Below are 20,079 nucleotides of genomic sequence, written 5' to 3' on the forward strand. Positions count from 1 at the left end.
CATTTTACGGAGCGAACAACGGGCAAGTAGGTTATTGGGACTATATCAGCAAATTTTGCAGCACAAGGAGATAGCGACTGATGATAGTCCCGAACAAATGGAACTACGATTAACTGGATTGGTGGTTAAGCAGTCTGGCAAACTTAAAGTTTATAACCGGATTTATCAATCGGTTTTCAACCTAGATTGGGTGGAAAAACAATTAGCGAATCTCCGCCCTTATAGCGAAAGTTTTAAAGCTTGGATAGAGTCTGATTGCCAAGATGAATCGCGATTGTTGCGGGGTCAAGCCTTGCACGATGCTCACAATTGGGCAGCAGATAAAAGTTTGAGCGATTTGGATTATCAGTTTTTAAATGCCAGTCGGGAATTACAACAACGGCAAGTTGAACGAGAGTTAGAAGCACAGAGACAAGCGAATAAAATTTTGACTCAAGCGAATCAGACGCTAATTAAAGCAGAGCAATTAGCCACCTATAAAGTCACTCAAGCCCAGAATTTAGCAAATGTCATCCAGGAAACGGCTTTTTCTAATGAATCATTTCGTTCAGGACAGACATTCCAAGCACTGTTGGAAGCATTAAAGGCAGGGCAAGCATTCAAACAACTAGATTCTTCAGCCGAGACGACACAACATATTAGAGGACGAGTGATAGCTGCGCTGCAACAAGCAGCGTCCGCAGTAAAAGAGCGCAATAGTTTGGAAGGGCATAGCAATTCTGTCAGAAGCGTCGCCTTTAGTCCAGATGGAAAAACTTTGGCTTCTGCAAGCAGTGACCACACCATCAAACTGTGGAACGTGGAAACCCAAAAACCCATCGCTACCCTCACCGGACATAGCAATTTGGTCTATAGCGTCGTCTTTAGTCCAGATGGCTTGACTTTGGCTTCTGGAAGCGAGGATAACACCATCAAACTGTGGAACGTGGAAACACAAAAATCCATGGGTACGCTTACCGGACATAGCAATTCGGTTTATAGCGTCGCCTTTAGTCCAGATGGAAAGACATTGGCTTCTGCAAGCAGTGACAACACCATCACACTGTGGAACCTCGAAAGCCAAAAACCCATCGCTACCCTCACCGAGCATCGCACTCCCGTCAATAGTGTCGCCTTTAGTCCAGATGGCTTGACTTTGGCTTCTGCAAGTGACAATACCATCACACTGTGGAACCTCGAAAGCCAAAAACCGATCGCTACCCTCACCGAGCATCTCACTCCGGTCAGAAGCGTCGCCTTTAGTCCAGATGGCAAGACATTGGCTTCTGCAAGTAACGACAACACCATCAAACTGTGGAACCTCGAAAGCCAAAAACCCATCGCTACCCTCACCGAGCATAGCAGTTCGGTTTATAGCGTCGCCTTTAGTCCAGATGGCAAGACATTGGCTTCTGCAAGCTTTGACAACACCATCAAACTGTGGAACCTCGAAAGCCAAAAACCGATAACTACCCTGACCGGGCATAGCAATCCGGTCTATAGCGTCGCTTTTAGTCCAGATGGAAAGATATTGGCTTCTGCAAGCTTTGACAACACCATCAAACTATGGAACCTCGAAAGCCAAAAATCCATCGCTACCCTCACCGGGCATAGCAATCCGGTCTTGAGCGTCGTCTTTAGTCCAGATGGCTTGACTTTGGCTTCTGCAAGCAGTAACCACACCATCAAACTGTGGAACCTCGAAAGCCAAAAATCCATCGCTACCCTCACCGGGCATAGCAATTCGATCTTGAGCGTCGCCTTTAGTCCAGATGGAAAAACTTTGGCTTCTGCAAGCAGTGACCACACCCTCAAACTATGGAACCTCGAAAGCCAAAAACCCATCGCTACCTTCACCGGGCATAGCAAGCCGGTCTTGAGCGTCGCCTTTAGTCCAGATGGCTTGACTTTGGCTTCTGCAAGCAGCGACAAGACCATCAAACTGTGGAACGTGGAAACCCAAAAACCCATCGCTACCCTCACCGGGCACAGCGATTCGGTGTGGAGCATCGCCTTTAGTCCAGATGGCTTGACTTTGGCTTCTGCAAGCAGCGACAAGACCATCAAACTTTGGAACCTCGAAAGCCAAAAACCCATCGCTACCCTCAGCGGGCATAGCAATCCGGTCTATAGCGTTGTTTTTAGTCCCGATGGGTTGACTTTGGCTTCTGCAAGCAGTGACTACACCATCAAACTGTGGCACCTCGAAAGCCAAAAACCCATTGCTACCCTCACCGGGCATAGCAATTCGGTCTTGAGTGTCGCCTTTAGTCCCGATGGGTTGACTTTGGCTTCTGCAATCAGTGACAACACCATCAAACTGTGGCACCTCGAAAGCCAAAAACCCATTGCTACCCTCACCGGGCATAGGCATCCGGTCTATAGCGTCGCCTTTAGTCCCGATGGCAAAACTTTGGCTTCCGCTAGCGGTGACAAAACCATCAAACTGTGGGTTTGGGATTTCGATAAACTAATGGCATTAGGTTGCAATTGGATCGGCGATTATCTCAGAACCAATCCGAAAGCAACAGAAGAGGATAAACAGATGTGTGCTGATTACCTCAACCAACCGTCAATTAAATAGGATTTAGGCAAAAACAGCCAACCCGCCAGATGTTCGCACTACATTTTTTTACCACAACTTCCAGTTTTTCCGTCGTCCATTCCTCGCTCGCATCAGTCACAACCCTAATATTTCGCTGCGGCGAATCTTCCTCCACAACCGGCACCAGCATCGGATTATTAAATCTTGCTATTTAATTTTCACTTTTGTAGTTAATCGAGGTTTGGGGAGTTCAAAAGGCGGTAGGTGCTAACTCTGAGGGATATTACACTGATGTCCCTTTGAATATAAAGTGTAAAGCTCCTGGAGTGCTGACATTTGTTCTCTCAATCTAGATATCTCTACATCCCAGGGAGGGAGTAGTTTCTCCAGGTGGCGCACCTCACTAAACCACAGTCGTAACTCGGGTTTGAGAGTTGCATAGAGCGTTTCGGGGCACGACAGTAATATTGCTGTTATTATCTCTGCTACGAATGGCTGTTGCGACCACTTCCCTACAACAGACATTGCATCCCTGTCATCGCTTGACAAGCATTGGTGAACAATATCAAACAGTGAATTTAACTGAATAGCTGCCCATAATTTCTCAAGTGTCTCTGCCGTCTCTGACGAGGTATGCACCATAGTTGTGAATTCAACAGGCCAATGGTGCAGGATGGTACTGACAACTGAAGCAATTGAATCAGGTTGCTCTTTTCTCACAATGTCTGGGAGTATTTCTGCAAAGTAAGTAGCAATACTACGCCACTGATGTAAATCACAAGCAACATGAAAGAAGGTTTCTGGCAACCTTTCACTCTTCTGCAATAAAATATAACCTCGACATTGATTAGTGACGGGATCGACAGGTTCAAATGCTTGCCATAACAAAGGCAGAGAAACCCAGTGAGGTGGATATTTGAAACGGGCAACATCCAGCAGAAGAACGAGATCCCGCTGTGGATGATAACCACCAATGGGTGAAAAGTGACCATCACCGGTTTGTCCCAACACCTTTCGGCTGTAGGAAACAACTAGATGAATATCACCTGACGCCCTAGTCACCTCCTCAACTGCTTGCCGAAAGTTTTCCAAGCTGCTTTGGTGGTAACGGTTAGGTTTTACAACAGCACCGTTGCAACGTGCGATACAGACAAACTCATCAAAGGTGATACCGTTTTCTTTAATGACTGAAAGAGGTAAGCAACAGTCTAAAAATTCCTCTCCATACCATCTCCACACCCCTTTCCAAATGCGACCCGGATCGATGGATAAGGCATTAAGAACAACAACTAAACTACCCAATCCACAAAAAGCGGGTTCTGCTTGAGTGTGAAACTGTTCCGCTAGAGCAAAATACCCTTCCATACCTCCCAAGGCCAACGCTTCTCGAAATATTTGCTTTCCCTCTACGGAGGAAAAGGCAATAGCCGAATCGGGGAGTGAACGACGATAAAACCCTTGAGCAGACATTGAGTGTTTTAACCCTGATTGCTTATGGTGCTAATAAATATTATGCAATATCGTCACATTGATAATGATGAATGCACTTATTTACTATTTTTTTCAAGTATAGCAATAAAACGCTGCGAAGATTTGACTTTCTGGGTGCAAATTAAAAAAACGTGACCATTTGCGAGGGACGGCTAGACATAAAGCTGATGAAAAAAATCGGAAATTTGCCACAGATTGAGCGGTATGCAGCTCGGCTTAATCTCACATTTTGGACCCTTCTCACTAACAGGCTTTCCGGCCTGTTCCACAATAAAATTCACTCTTTGTGGAACAGGCCGGAAAGCCTGTTCATAAAAAGCTTCTTGAAAATGGTGCAACATTTCAGATAAATCAAGCTTTTCTGAATATCCTCAATCACGCAATCGATGTTTTAGAAGAGTCGGCTCAACAGTTGTAAGAGTTGCCATCAATCAAATTTCAACCGATGATTTGGATTGGCACTGAGGGATCGATGCTCAGGGGATTTATATTGAGGTGGCTGATAACGACACGGGAATTAGTAAATATCTCACAGCGCCCCTTTCTGCTCCCTTGTTAGTTTGCAGAACTAGCAATTGTGTTAAAATTACTCTCTGATCTCGGATAATTGTAGAGTCGCAAAAAGGAGAGTTAAAGTTGTTTAGCAACTTGGTAAAGGTACTATATTTCGGATATAACTTCCGCTGTTGCACAGTTAATTGATAGTATTTACCGTTGGGTGGGGGCGGGTTTTTGAGATTGTTAGTTAGAGTGATAAAATGTTTTGAACCGCCCCTACAATAACTGCACAAAATTTGTCAACTGAGTTCGGGAATGAGCCTAGAATTGACTTCGCTGCTAATTTTGTACTCGCACTGCTGTTGCAGCGGACACTCGCCGCAGCGGGGGTTTCTTGCGGTGCAAACTGCCGCCCCGAAGTCCAGCAGTCCTAAATTCCACAACCCGACTTGCTGTTTGGGAGCGACTCGTTCTGCGGCTTCCCAAAGTTCGGGCGATCGCGATTTTACCTTACCGCCGTCAATCCCAAAAAAACGCTGCAAAATCCGAGCAACATTCGTATCGAGCACCGCTTTTGGCTGTCCGAAAGCATTAGCGCAAACCGATCGCGCAATGTACTTCCCAACTCCGGGAAGTTCCAGCAACTGAGCTTCCGTGCGGGGAACATTTCCCTGATAATTTTCTAAGATAACCAGCACCGATTCCCGCAGCTTTTGCGCCCGAAAAAAAAGACCCAAAGGCTGCAACAAACTAGCAACTTCCGCAGCAGGCGCGGCCGCTAAATCCGAGAGAGTCGGATATCGATCGACAAATTCTTGATAAATCGGAGCCACTGTAGCGGCAGTAGTCTTTTGCAGCAACAACTCCGCCACCAAAATCGCGTAGGGGTCGCAGGTACGCCGCCAAGGAAAATCACGGAAATTCTGCCGGGCCCAAGCTTTCAGCCGGCGTTGAAACCACCGGATTTTAGCAGCTTCTAAATGCTTTGAGCCAGGCTCAATATCGGAAGAAAAAACAACGGTATTTAAGGCAGGCATTTGATTGGTACTTTTGATAACTTGCCAAGTTTATATCTCTATATTAGCAGATTTAAATAATTTGTAAAACTATCTTTTTATGCTCTCCTTCTTCTCTTCCTCTGCGTACTCTGCGTACTCTGCGGTTAATCAAAAAAATCTTATTAACTACCCGCTAGACCCCGAAACCTAGAAACAACCTTGATTTCAAATATTTGAAAAATGTAAAATTTTGTATATTAAAGAACACAAGTGCCAGAGAATAGACGATAGTTTATGTTCAAGAGATTTCAAACGTCCGCGAAAATAAAATTTAATTAGGTAAAAAAATGGTAGTAGCAGCACCAGTTCAGTCCGGCAGTCAGTCGATTTTTAAAACTCGCTACGACAACTTTATCGGCGGCAAGTGGGTGCCACCAGTGAAAGGGAAATACTCGGAAAACCTTTCTCCAATAACAGGAAAATCAATTTGTCAAGTCCCCCGATCGAGCGCCGAAGATGTAGAATTGGCACTGGATGCCGCCCACGCTGCGAAAGACAAGTGGGGTAAGACTTCCCCAGCCGATAGGGCGCGGGTTTTAAACAAAATAGCCGATCGAATCGAAGAAAACCTCGATCGCCTCGCCATCGCCGAAACCTGGGAAAACGGTAAACCAATTCGCGAAACCCGCCTCGCAGACATACCGCTGGCGATCGACCATTTCCGCTACTTCGCAAGCTGCATCCGAACTCAAGAAGGGTCGATCGGCGAACTCGACGAAACCACCGTCGCCTACCACTTCCACGAACCCCTAGGCGTCATCGGACAAATCATCCCCTGGAACTTCCCGATATTAATGGCCGCCTGGAAACTCGCCCCAGCCCTCGCCGCCGGAAACTGCGTCGTCCTCAAACCAGCAGGTCCCACCCCCGCCTCAATCTTGGTACTGATGGAAATCATCGCCGACTTAGTACCAGACGGCGCAATCAACGTCATAAACGGGCCAGGCGCCGAAATCGGCAAAACCCTCGCCACCAGCCCCCGGATTGCCAAAGTCGCCTTCACGGGCGAAACCACCACCGGCAGGCTAATCATGCAATACGCCTCCCAAAACGTCATCCCCGTCACCCTCGAACTAGGCGGCAAATCCCCCAACATATTCTTTGAAGATATCTGCGCCCAAGATGATGAATTCCTCGACAAAGCAGTCGAAGGATTAGTCATGTTTGCGTTCAATCAAGGCGAAGTGTGCACCTGTCCCTCCCGCGCCTTAATTCAGGAGTCAATCTACGATCGATTCATGGAAAGGGCGATCGAACGCATCCGCCAAATCAAACAAGACAACCCATTAGATCCGACAACCGCCCTCGGCGCCCAAGTCTCCATCAACCAGATGGAAAAAATCGCCGAATACGTCAAAATCGGTCACGCCGAAGGCGCAGAATGCCTGATTGGTGGCGAAAGAAACATCTTACCCGGCGACTTGCAAGACGGGTATTATTTCCAGCCAACAGTCTTCAAAGGAAACAACAAAATGCGAATTTTCCAAGAAGAAATCTTCGGCCCAGTATTAGCAGTCACCACCTTCAAAGACGAAGCCGAAGCATTAGAAATTGCCAACGATACTCTCTACGGTTTAGGTGCAGGAGTTTGGACTCGCGACATCAACACCGCCTACCGCATGGGTCGCGCCGTTCAAGCCGGTCGCGTGTGGACAAACTGCTATCACCTCTATCCTGCCCACGCAGCATTCGGCGGCTACAAATCATCTGGAATCGGGCGCGAAAATCACAAAATGATGTTAGATCACTACCAGCAAACTAAGAATTTGTTAATCAGCTACAGCCCCAAAGCATTAGGTTTCTTCTAAGTCATATCAAATCCCGTACAACTGGAATTGATATAATTCATCTGCGTTAATCTGTGTTTATCTGCCCTCATCTGCGGTTAAAAAAAGAGAATTTTGTAACCGCAGATGACAAGGGATTGACGCGGATTCACGCAGATGTCGAGCTTCCATCTTCCATCTCCCATCTTTCTTATTATAAAATGGAAACTATCGCAAAAGTCACCGCAACAGAAGCCGCTTTAAAATTAATTAACCATCTCAAAACTCAACACGGAGAATTGATGTTTCACCAATCCGGCGGCTGCTGCGACGGTAGTTCCCCCATGTGCTTTCCCGATGGCGAATTGATAATCGGTGATGGTGACGTATTGCTAGGCGAAATAGGCGGTTGTCCCTTTTATATTGCAGCGCAGCAATACAAATATTGGCAGCACACGCAGTTAATTATAGACGTGGCATCGGGGCCCGGAGGCAGCGATTTTTCCCTGGAAGGGCCGGATGGTGAGCGTTTTATTACTCGTTCTCGCTTGTTTGTTAAGGCTGATTAACTCTGTTGGCGTTGCATAAGAGAGGGATGATATGGAGAAAAAGCAGCATGAAATCCCCAGAATGCAAATCCAATAGGCACCAGACAGTGCGTAAAGTTTTGTAACTTGGATATATTATTATCTTGGATACAATCTAGAGCCTTCTATTTCAGAAGTTGAAAAAACAGATGAACGCTATAATTATTGGTTGTGGCTATGTTGGAAGTGCCGTTGCCCAGCATTGGCGGAACCTGGGTCACGTAATTACTGCAACGACGACAACGCAAGACCGGATTGGGGAATTACAGAAAGTTGCCAACCAGGCGATCGTCCTGAAGCGCTGCGATGAAGAGACATTACAGACGATCCTGCAAAATCAAGAAGTGGTCTTCCTGAGTCTCGCTCCTACAGCAAACCACCAAGTAGATTCCGATATGTACGAGGAGACATACCTGCATACGGCCAACAACCTTGTTCTGACCTTGAAGCATTTTCCCAACATAAAACAACTTATATATACCAGTAGTGGTGCGGTGTATGGCAATAGTAATGGAGCCTGGGTGAGTGAACTTTCACCTGTGGCACCAGCTAACAGACATGGAGAGATTTTACATGAGACAGAGCAAGTTTTGCTGTCAGCATCCAGCCAAGACTTGAAAGTATGTATCTTTCGCCTTGGAGCCATTTATGGACCCGATCGCGAGTTCAAGAAACGGTTAAGTAAGGTTGCAGGCACAACTCGCCCAGGCACAGGCAATCACTTCACGAACTGGATTCATCTCGACGACATTGTATCAGCAAGTGAGTTTGCGCTCGCTCGTCAATTACAAGGAGTTTATAACCTAGTGAATGATGTTCCAATTACTGCTCGTGAGTTGTTTAAACAAGTGTGCGATCGCTACGAGTTACCTGAAGTAGAATGGGATGGGTCAGAGGCCCCACAGCGATCGAATAATCGACGCATATCGAATCAGAAGCTCAAAGCAGAAGGATACCAGATCATTCATCCAGAAGTGGAAATTTGAGCCTGTTAAATGGCGAATACATCAGGCTTTTGTTCCGGTTGTTCGTAGATTAAAGTACAGCTTCGCTGTGTATCATTGGTATCTGGGGTCCAACTCATGGAGGCATAATAGGGAGTGTTGAATCGATCGCTAGAAAGAACAACCTCTATTCCATCTGGAAATTGGATTTGTAGAAAATCGCCTTGTATTTCACTGGGTTGAGGAGGAACTGGCAGTTGAGCCATCTCATCTAATGAAACATACGTCCCGCCTGTCGTTTGAGCAGGAAGTTTGAGGCCGTTTACTCGATCGATCCTACAGTGAGTTTGTTCAGACCACCAAGGTTCCGCTGCCTCTTCCTTAATCTCTCTAAACAATGAAAACAGGTAAGGCTGAGAGATATTGGCGGCGTCTTTGTAGTACATCACCACCACACTTGTTCTTTTTCCTGATGCCAGGAGGTAAGGCTCAAAATAGAATCTTGAACCCGTTCGATCGTGCCCAACCATTGTGTCAGAAGAATGGGGATTAAAAAGCAGATAAGCCTCTGGATCGACTGGATGGATAATCAGCGGATTACCCAAGCTCAAAACCCATTGTTTCTGCGTTACTGTTTCTGTCATCCGACTCCTGAAGTCGAGGGAATGGGTGACAGTTTGTCGATCGTCAGAAGGAATGAAACTCCGTACAGAATCCAGAATATCGAGAACCTGCCCTGCGGCATCATATCTAACCAATAGCCCTTGCCAACGTCCGCAGTGATCGGCAATGAAAGTTTCCCACTGCTGTTGAGCAGTTAAAGGTACTTTGGCGGTGATGGACACTCTGTTCTCTGACATAGGCGTATCCCTGTTTTCCCTATAGATTGTTGTCAATAATTTAGTTTGGCGGATTTAACCTGCTCATTTATCCTACTCAAGACTGAGCCAGGATTATTTGCAACTGAGACTGCTATCATCCACTTCGACGCCTGTTTAACTGCAACTGACAAACCCTGATGATCTGGCGCCCATAATACCGATCCTACTGTCGGACGAAACCATTTGTGCTTCTCTTGATGTAAGATTGCCGCTCGGTTCTCAAATACTATTGTAATTAAGGAAAATCTAATTGTGGCGATCGCCCAATTGCGGATTTAGTTTATGTTGATAGCGACAGGTTTCAAGCTGTCGCTAAAATCAGTATCTAAGCTGATGCAAGATTAATGTTTAATTGATGACTTCAAAATTCACGCACTCAAAACTTAAGACTACTTTAAGCTTGAGTATTTTTAATGAGAGCCACTTCAATTTTGTCACCAGCCTTTTGGCTCACTTGTGCGCGCAAACCTGGCCCAAAAAAAGTAGCTATTTTGTCTTGCTTTTCTTCCCAGACTTCGATCGGCATTAGCGGCGAATAAAACTCTAGAATTAACCCATAAGCACCATCAACATCAACTTCCCGCAACCCTTGCAGGAGGGGCCGTTCCTCGTCTGTTGGGGCCAGGCCCAGGCGCTCCAAAGCATCATCTAAGTGCGCTTGTTGGCCGTAGCGAAATCGAGTGACATCTTTGCGGACTTGGTTTTGAGTATCTGTGGCCTGACTTTCTCGCAGCAGGAGAACTTCAGCAGAGGTAGGTTCGGTGAAATCCACTGGTTCGAGTTCGGCCGCTTTCAAGGCCAAACCTCCCAGCAACAGCGGAATTCCATAAAAAAAACCGGCTAGGTTCAGGGTAGGTCTGTCTGTGAAGTAGGCTCCGAAACCGACTGCTGCTATAATACCGCCAACAACTAAGGCTAGGTTTGCTAAAGAAATTTTGCGTAACATATTAGTGAGGTAAGTAGTCGGACAGAAATAATATACTTTAATTATTATCTGTCAAAAAGTCTTGAATAAATTTAGTTTTTTTGCCAAAAGACCTGCAAAAACTGCTAGCATCTATGAGCGCGGGAGCGGTGTGCATCCACAGTCTTGTCTCTAGGTTCAGAAGCTTATCCTGCCGGACTCGCCCGGGCACGCCATCGGTAAATATCCGTGTTAATTGCGCGGCGTTGGTTCCAGAAGGCAATCGAGATCGGCAGTATCATCAAAGTATACAGAGTGGCGATCGCGATCGACACTCTTGCCCTTTCAACCATTTTTCGGACATGATTAAAGACGAAGACAAACAAACTGCTGGAGCAAACAAGGCGGTTTTGGAGCAGATTAACTCGCTCAAACGCGAAGATGAAAGGCTTTATAATATCTTAGCGATCGATGTCTGGGCCCTAGCCAAGACGATGGATGAATATCAACCGGGATTTTGGGCTGCTTTTATGAAAAACCGGGAGAAAGCCCTGAAGCGATTTTTAGCGGGAATGATGAAAAATAAACCTGCAGATACCAAACGTCCGCCTTTTTTACGCTAAAATATGGCTGGAGTTTGGCTGAGGTTTTGATGTACAATCAAACTATAACACAGACTCAAAAACCCTGAGCAGGTTCATCACTTCTCATATAAAAATAGTGAAGGATTTGCCCAAAAAGGTATGTCGGTGAATTAAGAATCTCCGTCTGTTCGCAGGGGGGAATGTCAAATATTTTTGTTAATAGTAGCAAAGGCAAAAAACCATGGATGCACAAACAATCAAAGAGCGCGTAGCAGAGATAGAGGTCAAGCGGGAATCCCTCGTGCGGCTGTTAGATCGATCGGATTTGGGAGCCCTGAGAATAGATGTAAGTCAGGCGATCGAAGAAATTGACGATCTCTTAGAAGAATTTAAGCGTACTTTTAACAGTTAAGTAGTCATTAGTCAGTAGTCATTAGTCAGTAGTCGGCTAACCGGCCGCGCATTTAATTTACACATAGCAATCCTTTTGTCAGTTATAAACGTGGTTTGGGTTTCTAGTCGGGACGGGCGAGAAGCCCATCCCACAACTGGGAGGAACGGGCTAGAAGCCCATCCCACAAATCCTGCAAGGATTGCTATAGTTGTGTTTACTAAAAATATTGTGCGGTAGTCCCAGAACCCGCTCTCAAAGTGAAAATTAAATGTCTTACAGCTTAATAGCTAACAAGAACGGACAACTGCTAACTGCAAATTTGACTGCTGACTACTGACTAATTCATCACCATATCCATCAAAATTTGCTGAGAGCTCACTTCCGGGCAATTAGCAGGTGGCCGTCGCTGAGAGTAGTGCCCCCCAGACTGCAAATCCCAAGCTTGGCGGTTGTCAGCCAGCATTACACCCAAAATTTCTTGCAATTCCTTGGCAATTGTCGGGTCTTCCACTTGAACTATGGCCTCAACCCGTCTTGTGAGATTGCGCTGCATCCAATCAGCAGAACCAATATACACCTCTTCGTCGCCACCGTTGAAAAAATAAAACATCCGAGAATGCTCTAAAAAGCGGCCGATAATACTGATAACTCGGATATTTTCGCTAACACCTTCAACGCCGGGACGCAAACAGCAAATCCCCCGAATAATCAAATCAATTTTAACTCCCGCTTGCGAAGCTTCATACAAAGCAACAATGATTTGAGGGTCAACTAAAGCGTTCATTTTAGCGACAATGCGGCCGCAGCTACCGGTGCTGCCTTCGGCCTGCAAGCGACAGAATTCGGCTTCGCGGCGGATTAAAGCTAAAAATCGATCGCGCATATTGACAGGTGCCACCAATAATTTGCGATAAGATAGCTGCCGCGAATAACCAGTCAAATAATTAAACAAATCCGCCAAATCCGATCCCAAATCCTCGCGACAACTCAACAAACCCACATCGGTATACAGTCCGGCTGTTTTGGGATTGTAATTGCCGGTGCCGATGTGGACGTAGCGGCGGATGTAGCTGTCCTCGCGACGCACTACCATCACAATCTTGGTGTGAGTTTTGAGTCCCACCAAACCGTAAACTACGTGGACTCCAGCTTGTTCTAACTTGCGAGCCCAATTAATATTATTTTCTTCGTCAAACCTAGCTTTGAGCTCTACTAAAACGGCTACCTGCTTGCCGTTTTCCGCTGCTTGAATTAAGGCGCTGACGATCGGCGAATCTCCAGAAGTGCGGTATAAAGTCATCTTAATCGCTAACACGGAGCGATCGTTCGCCGCCTCAGTAATAAACCGCTGTACCGTCGCCGCAAACGAGTGATAGGGATGGTGCAGCATCAAATCCCCCTGCCGGATGGTCGTGAAAATATCCTCACCATCTTCAGCATCCAACCTCGATTTGTCTAAAATCCTTGCCGATTCCGAGTTCCGCAAGCGCGGCGGCACAACCGGAGTCCAAGGCGGGTCTTTCAGTTCCGGCACCGGCAACCCCACAAAAGACATCAAATCCTTGAGGCCTAGCAGCCCCTCTACGACGTAAACATCTTGCTCACCGAGATCCAGCTCCTCCATCAGCATATCTCGCAGCGCAGGCGGCATAATCGCTTGAATTTCCATCCGCACCGCAGAACCTCCAAACCGGCGCTTGCGGAGCTCCTGTTCTATTGCCAGCAGCAAATCCTCTGCCTCATCTTCCTCCACCGTCAAATCGGAATTGCGAGTAATGCGGAACGGGTGATATTCCTCAACGTCCATCCCCGGAAACAAAGCTTCTAAATTGTGGGCAATCACCTGTTCTAGGGGCACGCCAGTCCAAACAGGTGATTTGCCCCTCTGCTGCCACTGCAAATCCCCCGGTAGTGGCAAAAACCTCGGCAAAACCTGCGGTACTTTGACGCGGGCAAATAATTCTTCGCGCGTGTCGGGGTCTCTGACTACTACTGCTAAATTGAGGCTGAGATTGGAAAGGTAGGGGAAGGGGTGGCTGGGGTCAACTGCTAGGGGAGTGAGTACAGGAAATACTTGTTCTTTGAAGTAGCGGTGCAAGTAATTGCGCTGTTCTTGATTGAGGTCAATGTAGTCGAGAATGTAGATTTCGCTTGCTGCTAGTTTCGGCCGCAGGGTCTGCTCAAAATACGAGTGCTGCTGAGTAACCATCGGCAAAAGCCGCTTGTTAATGGCATCTAGCTGTTGTTGGGGCGTGCTGCCGTCGGAGGTCAATTTGCTGACTTTTGCGTGTACTTGTTGTTTGAGAGCGCCCACGCGCACCATAAAATATTCGTCTAGGTTGGAGCTAAAAATAGCTAGAAATTTAAGTCTTTCTAGGAGGGGCGTGCGGGGGTCGAGGGCTTCGTGGAGCACGCGGTTGTTGAATTCTAGCCAGCTTTGTTCTCGGTTGAAGTAATATTGAGGATCGCTGAGGTTGATTTCAGTGTAGGTTTTGGCGGGGGTCTTTTTTGGCTTGGGCATGGTTTGAGGGAGTCTTGGGGAGGCTCGGTTGATCGCATCTGTGAATTAGTATCGCAGGTTAAACTATTTGTTCGCATCTGCTTTTAGTCGATCGCTCAAACATTGAATTGAGGCAAAACTTTCAACTATTTTTCGAGGATTACCACGAAATCCTCAATCATCACATCAAAAGTTCGAGCCAGCTTGTGGACTGCTGCAAAGTCAACCATTGCCATCCCCTGAGAACGGGCATAATTGCTAATGGTACTGTAGCCCACGCCCGATCGCTCCGCAACTTCCTTGAGCGTCCATCCCTTCTCGGCAGCCAACTCTCGAACCCGCAATCTGACTAAGCCTTTGCTCATATTCACTATTTACAAAATTTTGGATTTAGTATAATATATCAAAAAGCGATCGCCCCCGGTCGGCAAACTAAAGACGATCGCCAGTTAAAATTAATCCCGACAGATTATTTCTGTCGATCGCACTTAGCAGAGATAGATTTAGCTACCACCACCAGATGCAACTACAATGATATCAGAAAATCAGTTAAGATCGTCAACGATCGGCGCATCAAGAATTATTCACAAATCGTCGATCGTCAATCCGCGATCGAGATTTGTCACCGAAGAAACAGTGGCACTCCTGTTCAACATCTCACCCGAACAGATATACCGGATCGAATGCTGCCACAACGTGGTGTACGTTCATGCCAAAGGCCTCAGTCGATTTGTCAGCTACGCCGATTTCCCCCCAATCCTAGAAGTAAAACCGCCATGTGCTCAAGATTTTGTCGCATGGTACAAACGCTGGAAACGGACACAAGCACCAGAATTTTGGACTAAATTCTATACGTACAACTTCAAAACGGCTGTTTCAGTGGACAGCTTGCTTGAGTGGGGTAAATTAGTAGCTACAGTGAAATCGGTAATTTCTGCCTCAGCGCTGCAACAGCTACGAGATGTTTACGCTCAAGAAAAAACATTGATGGAAAATTTTTAAATCAGTCGGGGCGAGTAAACCGGCGATTGTTTGCCACCAGCAAGATAAATGTAAGGTGCGCCGAAGCGCACCCTACGAAATAGAGATTCTACTCAAAACTCTTCTTTACCTTCCAATACCCAGATATTGGAAACCAGCCGCTTCTAAAGCCTTCTTGTCTAAGAAATTGCGGCCATCAATCATCACCGGATGATTCATCAACTTCGCCATTTTATCGTAATCTAAATTACGAAACTGTTCCCAGTCAGTGACCAACACCAAAGCGTCGCAACCATCAGCCAGTCTTTCCGGATCGGTTTCTACCAAAACTCCGGACAAACCGTGACGCATCCCAGTTTGAGAAACAATCGGATCGTAAGCTTTAACTTTCGCTCCCAACCGATTCAAACTCTCGATTAAATTCAGCGCGGGAGCATCCCGCAAATCGTCAGTATCCGGCTTGAAAGTTAAACCCAAAAGTCCGACAGTTTTACCTTTGAGAATCTTCAAAACTTGCTGCAACTTTTCAATAGCAATGAACCGCTGGCGTTCGTTTACTTCTACTGCCGCTTTCAGCAAATGCGCCTCGTAACCGTAATCCTCAGCAGTGTGAACTAAAGCCGAGACATCTTTCGGGAAACAAGAACCGCCCCAACCAATGCCAGCTTGCAGAAACTTGCCACCAATCCGCGAATCTAAACCAATACCTTTCGCTATTTGGGTAATATCTGCACCGACGCGATCGCAAATATTAGCCACTTCATTAATAAAGCTAATCTTCGTAGCCAAAAAAGCATTGGCTGCGTACTTAATCATCTCCGCTGAACTGATATCAGTCATCACCACAGGAACCTCCGGCAAAGACGGATTTTCTGCAAACTTGCGATCTACAATCGGCCGGTATAACTGTAGCATCATATCCATAGCTCGCCGAGAGTTGCTGCCGAGAACAATGCGATCGGGATTAAAAGTATCGAAAACAGCACAGCCCTCCCGCAAAAACTCCGGGTTGCTAACCACATCAAATACCACACCTTTTTTTGCTGCTACTTCCTCACCCGTAGCCACATCATTGGTTTGAGCTTTTTGACGTTCCGCCAAACCGTCGAGCACAATCCTCCGCACCCAGTCCCCGGAACCGATGGGCACCGTAGATTTATTGACAATGACTTTGTAATCGCCGTCGAGGTGAGCTCCAATTCCACGAGCAACCGCTTCCACGTAGCGAGTATCGCTTTCCCCAGTAGGCAAAGGAGGCGTCCCCACGGCAATAAACAAAATATCGCCGTGAGAGACTCCTGCGGCTAAATCCGAAGTAAATTCTAGATTGCCCGACGCAGATGCAGAGGACATTAATTCAGACAGTCCAGGTTCAAAAATAGGCGACTGTCCCGACTTCATTAATTTAACTTTTTCTTCGTTGTTGTCTACGCAAATGACGTGGTGGCCGATGTGGGCTAAGCAAGTGCCAGTGACTAAGCCAACGTATCCTGTACCGATGACGCAAACATGCATACAAATGTCCTCAGAGTTAGTAAATAAATCAGATGGGAATTGGGAATCGGGAATTGGGAATTGGGAATTGGGAATTGGGAATTGGGAATTGGGAATTGGGAATAAGGAAGATTTTTCCCCTCGCCCACTCTCCCAGTCTCTCCCACTCCCCCACTCTCCCCTTCTCCCAGTCTCTACTTTTGGTTTCCCTCGATGCGATCGCGAAAATCCTTTATAGTCAACTCTAAACCTTGATCCAGCGGCACAGTCGGCTCCCAGCCCAACCAATTTTTAGCACGAGTAATATCCGGTTGTCGCTGTTTTGGATCGTCTTCCGGCAGCGGTTTAAAGATAATTTCTGCCCCTGGATTAATCGTGTTTTGAATTTTTTGTGCCAGTTCCAATATAGTGTATTCGCCGGGATTCCCCAAATTCATCGGTCCGATTTGGTCGCTATTCATCAAACGAATAAATCCTTCCACCAAATCAGAAACGTAGCAAAAACTACGTGTTTGGGAACCGTCGCCGTATACTGTCAGCGGTTGATTCCGCAAAGCTTGAGCAATAAAATTGCTCACTACTCTGCCGTCATTTTCCAACATCCGGGGGCCGTAGGTATTGAAGATTCGCACAACTCGAATGTCTACCCCATTTTGACGGTGGTAATCAAAAGATAAGGTTTCAGCTACTCGCTTCCCTTCGTCGTAACACGATCTTATCCCGATACAATTAACGTTGCCGCGATAATCTTCTGTTTGGGGATGAACGTCAGGATCTCCGTACACTTCGGAAGTGGAAGCGAGAAAGAATCTTGCTTTTACCCGTTTGGCCAATCCCAACATATTCATCGTGCCGATGACGTTTGTTTTAATTGTCTTGACAGGGTTGTACTGATAGTGTATGGGGGAAGCGGGACAAGCCAGATGGTAAATCTGATCTACCTCTAACCGAATCGGTTCCGTGATGTCGTGGCGGATCAGCTCAAAGTATGGGTTGTCCAGCCATTTGAGGATATTGCGTTTAGTCCCGGTGTAAAAATTATCCAGGCAGACTACCTCATGTCCTTGGGCCATTAAGCGATCGATTAGGTGGGAACCGAGGAAACCCGCACCGCCTGTGACTAAAATTCTCATTGTGGAAACTGCCGTTCTGTTTAGGGGGTAGGACTGGGGTACAAAAATTCAGTCGCTAGAATGAAACTTTCTAATAGAATAACAAAATTGCGATCGACAATGTAAAGACTTATGCGTCACTTTTATAAAATCTTTAATTAACTTAGCATTGTCAAATACTTTGAACAAAGTGCTAGAATTCGCAAATGTGGGTAGCAATTTTTATTTAAGCTTTAATATTTCCGAAAAAACACTCTTGACATTAGTTCTGTTATTTGTTAGTGGTGATTAGTTATTTGATGACTTCGGTTGGAGGTTGGGCGATGCCCTAGGGGATAACTGCGCTTCACGAGATTATGTGAAAAAACCAGGGTCGATTTATCTGTAAAGCCATATGAGAGAAATTATGTCGATTTCAGGAATAGAATGTCTGCCACTTTCAACTCAGGGTTGCACCCGTTCAATTGGGATTTGTGGAGATTGCAGCCAGAAGTAAATCAGGTTGATTGTCTAGCCTTTAGTTTTACAGTTTCTCAGGAATCGAGCCAAGTTACGCTCGGCTAAAGTGGTCTCGAAGGCGGAATCGGTGCCAGAGTATGATAAAGTTCGCAGTCTTTGTATCATTAAGCGTGCTGCGAGGATAGTAAGTGACTCTGGATTGAAGGGGCACATTCCGGCCTCGCATCTGCATTTACATATTCAAAACATTCTAAAAAATTGGGTAATAATTTCCGAAAAACTGTAGTTTTACTTGAACCGTTGGGATCACCAATAATATAAAGATTCGGCATAATAGTAATATTAATGTTATCGCTGGGGTTGTTGCTTTAGTCTGTAAGGGCGATCGCGCTTCCTGATTTTAGTCGCTTCACCCTACCAATCTGTTGAATATTGGCAAAATTTTAGTTTGAGTTGTTATCGTTGATGTCTAGATTTTGTATTGACAATTCTGAAGGTAGTGGTACAGTTATTTGTAGGTATACACCAATTTTTATTTGATTGTTCTCAAAACTTATATTAGTTACATTAACTTTACTATTTTCAGATAAACGGTCTTGAATAGGTAATTTAGCGGGTGGCTTAGTTTTATATCCAGCATCCTCAAGCCATTCAGCAATATTTCTCCAGTTTTCTATCTTTTCAAGGCCTTTACCAACAAAGGCTTTAACGTATTTATAAATAGTGGCACACAGGTCAGTTTCAACTCCCTTGGGATTCTTTCGCAGCTTTTCGGCGATTTCAGCGGGACTGTAGCCACAAAGCAACCCCCGCAGATGCAGCTTTTCTACGGGGGTGAGAGGCTTTCCCTTAACGGCGGCCAAGTCCGAGTACAGAGTTTTTAAGTCCCAGCGGCTTTCTGCCTCGACGAAGCGATCGTTTGTGGATGCCATAGATGGGTGTCTCTAAATTTCCTGATGAGATTCTAACATAAATCCTGATGTATATCAGTTTATTGCCAGACTCAGCTAGCTTATGATAAGTGAAGGCTAAAGCGCAAAGGGTGCAACTTACAAGTCAATAACTTGGTGGGAGGGCTTTTGAGCTATTACTGACTACAGTTAGCGATCGGACAGGGGAGTAAGGCTGAACTTGGGTAAATTTCTCGCTTTGAGTCTAGTCTCTGGCACAGGTAGTAATTTTTTTAATTTATTTTCTGGGTTTTTGGATAATTTTCTGGATTTGCCCCTGATATATAAGTGGGAGGCTGCAACAGGCCTTGTTGGGAAGGAGTTCGTGTTTGTTAGTGCGCTCGGCGAAAGCTTTGCTATGCAAGACTTTTGCTGGGTGAAAGGCGAAGGTAGGCAATATAGGCAGTAGGGATGAAACAGTACATGGAATCGAGTCATTGGTATGAATTCAATTTTGGTGGTAATTGCCAAATAGATTCATAACCAATCTGAAGCTCGTAAAAAGTTCATTTTTCTACTTTCTTAAAAATTTAGTATAAAGGACTACAGATGGTATTCAGAATTAAGGCAGAAATACTCAGTAAATGTGGGAAGAAAGTCATTTCTCAAGGCTTAATTTTATCTGGTATTTGTCTAACGCTGACAGGTTGTCCAAAACCAGAACCTCCGCCACCAACAACCAAGTATCATTTTTACATCGTTTTGTCACCCATTAATCAAGAGCAAGTTACACAAGCCACAGCATTTTTAACCCAAGCTAAAGGCAAGGTTGATAAAAAACTGGAGTTTAGACTAAAAAACGAGCGCATCTAAAAGTAGCTGCCTTTAAATATGCGGCAAGCTGTTACTCAACAACTCAACAGGGAGAAGATTAAATAGCTAATCTTGAAGATTTTTTGCGTCGAGAAACCCGTTTTTTGACAGTGGGATAGCATGGTGCCTTAGTCCGTAC

General features: G+C 45.8%; 19 protein-coding genes. 9 read left to right on the forward strand and 10 right to left on the reverse strand.

Annotated features, from left to right (window positions below; translation table 11 throughout):
• The coding region (locus QUB33_RS25405) for a WD40 repeat domain-containing protein (protein ID WP_333356026.1) at positions 1–2,563 on the forward strand (2,563 nt) is incomplete at its 5' end.
• A 228-nt stretch (positions 2,564–2,791) separates the two neighbouring features.
• On the opposite strand, the gene QUB33_RS25410 is transcribed toward QUB33_RS25405, so the two are convergent.
• A complete protein-coding gene (locus QUB33_RS25410) occupies positions 2,792–3,994 on the reverse strand; it encodes a phytochelatin synthase family protein (RefSeq protein WP_333356029.1) in 1,203 nt (400 codons plus the stop codon).
• A gap of 818 nt (positions 3,995–4,812) precedes the next feature.
• Positions 4,813–5,550 carry an A/G-specific adenine glycosylase gene (locus QUB33_RS25415; RefSeq protein WP_333356033.1) on the reverse strand — a complete coding sequence of 246 codons (738 nt, stop codon included), beginning with the start codon at positions 5,548–5,550 and terminating at the stop codon, positions 4,813–4,815.
• Positions 5,551–5,858: 308 nt separating this feature from the next.
• On the opposite strand from QUB33_RS25415, the gene exaC reads away from it, so the two are divergent.
• The 3 genes from exaC to QUB33_RS25430 all read left to right on the forward strand — a co-directional run bounded on the left by exaC (position 5,859) and on the right by QUB33_RS25430 (position 8,910).
• Positions 5,859–7,379 carry an acetaldehyde dehydrogenase ExaC gene (gene exaC, locus QUB33_RS25420; protein ID WP_333356036.1) on the forward strand — a complete coding sequence of 507 codons (1,521 nt, stop codon included), beginning with the start codon at positions 5,859–5,861 and terminating at the stop codon, positions 7,377–7,379.
• A 179-nt stretch (positions 7,380–7,558) separates the two neighbouring features.
• A complete protein-coding gene (locus QUB33_RS25425) occupies positions 7,559–7,906 on the forward strand; it encodes a DUF779 domain-containing protein (protein WP_333356039.1) in 348 nt (115 codons plus the stop codon).
• 167 nt (positions 7,907–8,073) lie between these two features.
• Positions 8,074–8,910 (forward strand): SDR family oxidoreductase, encoded by an 837-nt coding sequence (locus QUB33_RS25430; protein WP_333356042.1) that lies wholly within the window; start codon positions 8,074–8,076, stop codon positions 8,908–8,910.
• 5 nt (positions 8,911–8,915) lie between these two features.
• On the opposite strand, the gene QUB33_RS25435 is transcribed toward QUB33_RS25430, so the two are convergent.
• The 3 genes from QUB33_RS25435 to QUB33_RS25445 all read right to left on the reverse strand — a co-directional run bounded on the left by QUB33_RS25435 (position 8,916) and on the right by QUB33_RS25445 (position 11,006).
• A complete protein-coding gene (locus tag QUB33_RS25435) occupies positions 8,916–9,728 on the reverse strand; it encodes a DUF3598 family protein (RefSeq protein ID WP_333356045.1) in 813 nt (270 codons plus the stop codon).
• A 415-nt stretch (positions 9,729–10,143) separates the two neighbouring features.
• Entirely contained in the window at positions 10,144–10,695 is a 552-nt protein-coding gene (locus tag QUB33_RS25440) for a DUF2854 domain-containing protein (protein ID WP_333139803.1), read from the reverse strand.
• Between the two features lie 164 nt (positions 10,696–10,859).
• Positions 10,860–11,006, reverse strand: a complete 147-nt coding sequence (locus QUB33_RS25445) for a hypothetical protein (RefSeq protein WP_190657804.1) — start codon at positions 11,004–11,006, stop codon at positions 10,860–10,862.
• 9 nt (positions 11,007–11,015) lie between these two features.
• Here QUB33_RS25445 and QUB33_RS25450 point away from each other — a divergent pair, with 9 nt between their 5' ends.
• Both QUB33_RS25450 and QUB33_RS25455 read left to right on the forward strand, forming a co-directional pair.
• Positions 11,016–11,276 carry a hypothetical protein gene (locus tag QUB33_RS25450; protein ID WP_006632500.1) on the forward strand — a complete coding sequence of 87 codons (261 nt, stop codon included), beginning with the start codon at positions 11,016–11,018 and terminating at the stop codon, positions 11,274–11,276.
• 202 nt (positions 11,277–11,478) lie between these two features.
• Complete coding sequence (locus QUB33_RS25455) at positions 11,479–11,649, forward strand: hypothetical protein (protein ID WP_333031883.1); 171 nt, start codon at positions 11,479–11,481, stop codon at positions 11,647–11,649.
• 319 nt (positions 11,650–11,968) lie between these two features.
• Here the strand turns inward: QUB33_RS25455 and ppk1 are convergent, their stop codons facing one another.
• Both ppk1 and QUB33_RS25465 read right to left on the reverse strand, forming a co-directional pair.
• Entirely contained in the window at positions 11,969–14,152 is a 2,184-nt protein-coding gene (gene ppk1 / locus QUB33_RS25460; RefSeq protein WP_333356049.1) for a polyphosphate kinase 1, read from the reverse strand.
• 125 nt (positions 14,153–14,277) lie between these two features.
• Positions 14,278–14,496 carry a helix-turn-helix domain-containing protein gene (locus tag QUB33_RS25465; protein ID WP_006632503.1) on the reverse strand — a complete coding sequence of 73 codons (219 nt, stop codon included), beginning with the start codon at positions 14,494–14,496 and terminating at the stop codon, positions 14,278–14,280.
• Positions 14,497–14,662: 166 nt separating this feature from the next.
• On the opposite strand from QUB33_RS25465, the gene QUB33_RS25470 reads away from it, so the two are divergent.
• Positions 14,663–15,133 carry a hypothetical protein gene (locus QUB33_RS25470; RefSeq protein WP_333356052.1) on the forward strand — a complete coding sequence of 157 codons (471 nt, stop codon included), beginning with the start codon at positions 14,663–14,665 and terminating at the stop codon, positions 15,131–15,133.
• A gap of 105 nt (positions 15,134–15,238) precedes the next feature.
• On the opposite strand, the gene QUB33_RS25475 is transcribed toward QUB33_RS25470, so the two are convergent.
• On the reverse strand, positions 15,239–16,627 hold the full coding sequence (locus tag QUB33_RS25475) for a UDP-glucose/GDP-mannose dehydrogenase family protein (protein ID WP_333356055.1): 1,389 nt from the start codon (positions 16,625–16,627) through the stop codon (positions 15,239–15,241).
• A gap of 173 nt (positions 16,628–16,800) precedes the next feature.
• Positions 16,801–17,739, reverse strand: a complete 939-nt coding sequence (locus tag QUB33_RS25480) for a UDP-glucuronic acid decarboxylase family protein (RefSeq protein ID WP_333038674.1) — start codon at positions 17,737–17,739, stop codon at positions 16,801–16,803.
• 405 nt (positions 17,740–18,144) lie between these two features.
• On the opposite strand from QUB33_RS25480, the gene QUB33_RS25485 reads away from it, so the two are divergent.
• The gene (locus QUB33_RS25485) at positions 18,145–18,282 is read left to right on the forward strand and encodes a hypothetical protein (protein ID WP_333356058.1); all 138 of its coding nucleotides are present in this window, start codon (positions 18,145–18,147) and stop codon (positions 18,280–18,282) included.
• Positions 18,283–18,620: 338 nt separating this feature from the next.
• Here the strand turns inward: QUB33_RS25485 and QUB33_RS25490 are convergent, their stop codons facing one another.
• The gene (locus tag QUB33_RS25490) at positions 18,621–19,109 is read right to left on the reverse strand and encodes a helix-turn-helix domain-containing protein (RefSeq protein ID WP_333356061.1); all 489 of its coding nucleotides are present in this window, start codon (positions 19,107–19,109) and stop codon (positions 18,621–18,623) included.
• 567 nt (positions 19,110–19,676) lie between these two features.
• Between QUB33_RS25490 and QUB33_RS25495 the strand changes: the two genes are divergently transcribed.
• Entirely contained in the window at positions 19,677–19,940 is a 264-nt protein-coding gene (locus QUB33_RS25495; protein ID WP_333356064.1) for a hypothetical protein, read from the forward strand.
• The last annotated feature ends 139 nt before the right edge of the window (positions 19,941–20,079 follow it).

It is taken from the genome of Microcoleus sp. B3-A4, from assembly GCF_036705385.1.
Lineage (GTDB): Bacteria > Cyanobacteriota > Cyanobacteriia > Cyanobacteriales > Microcoleaceae > Microcoleus.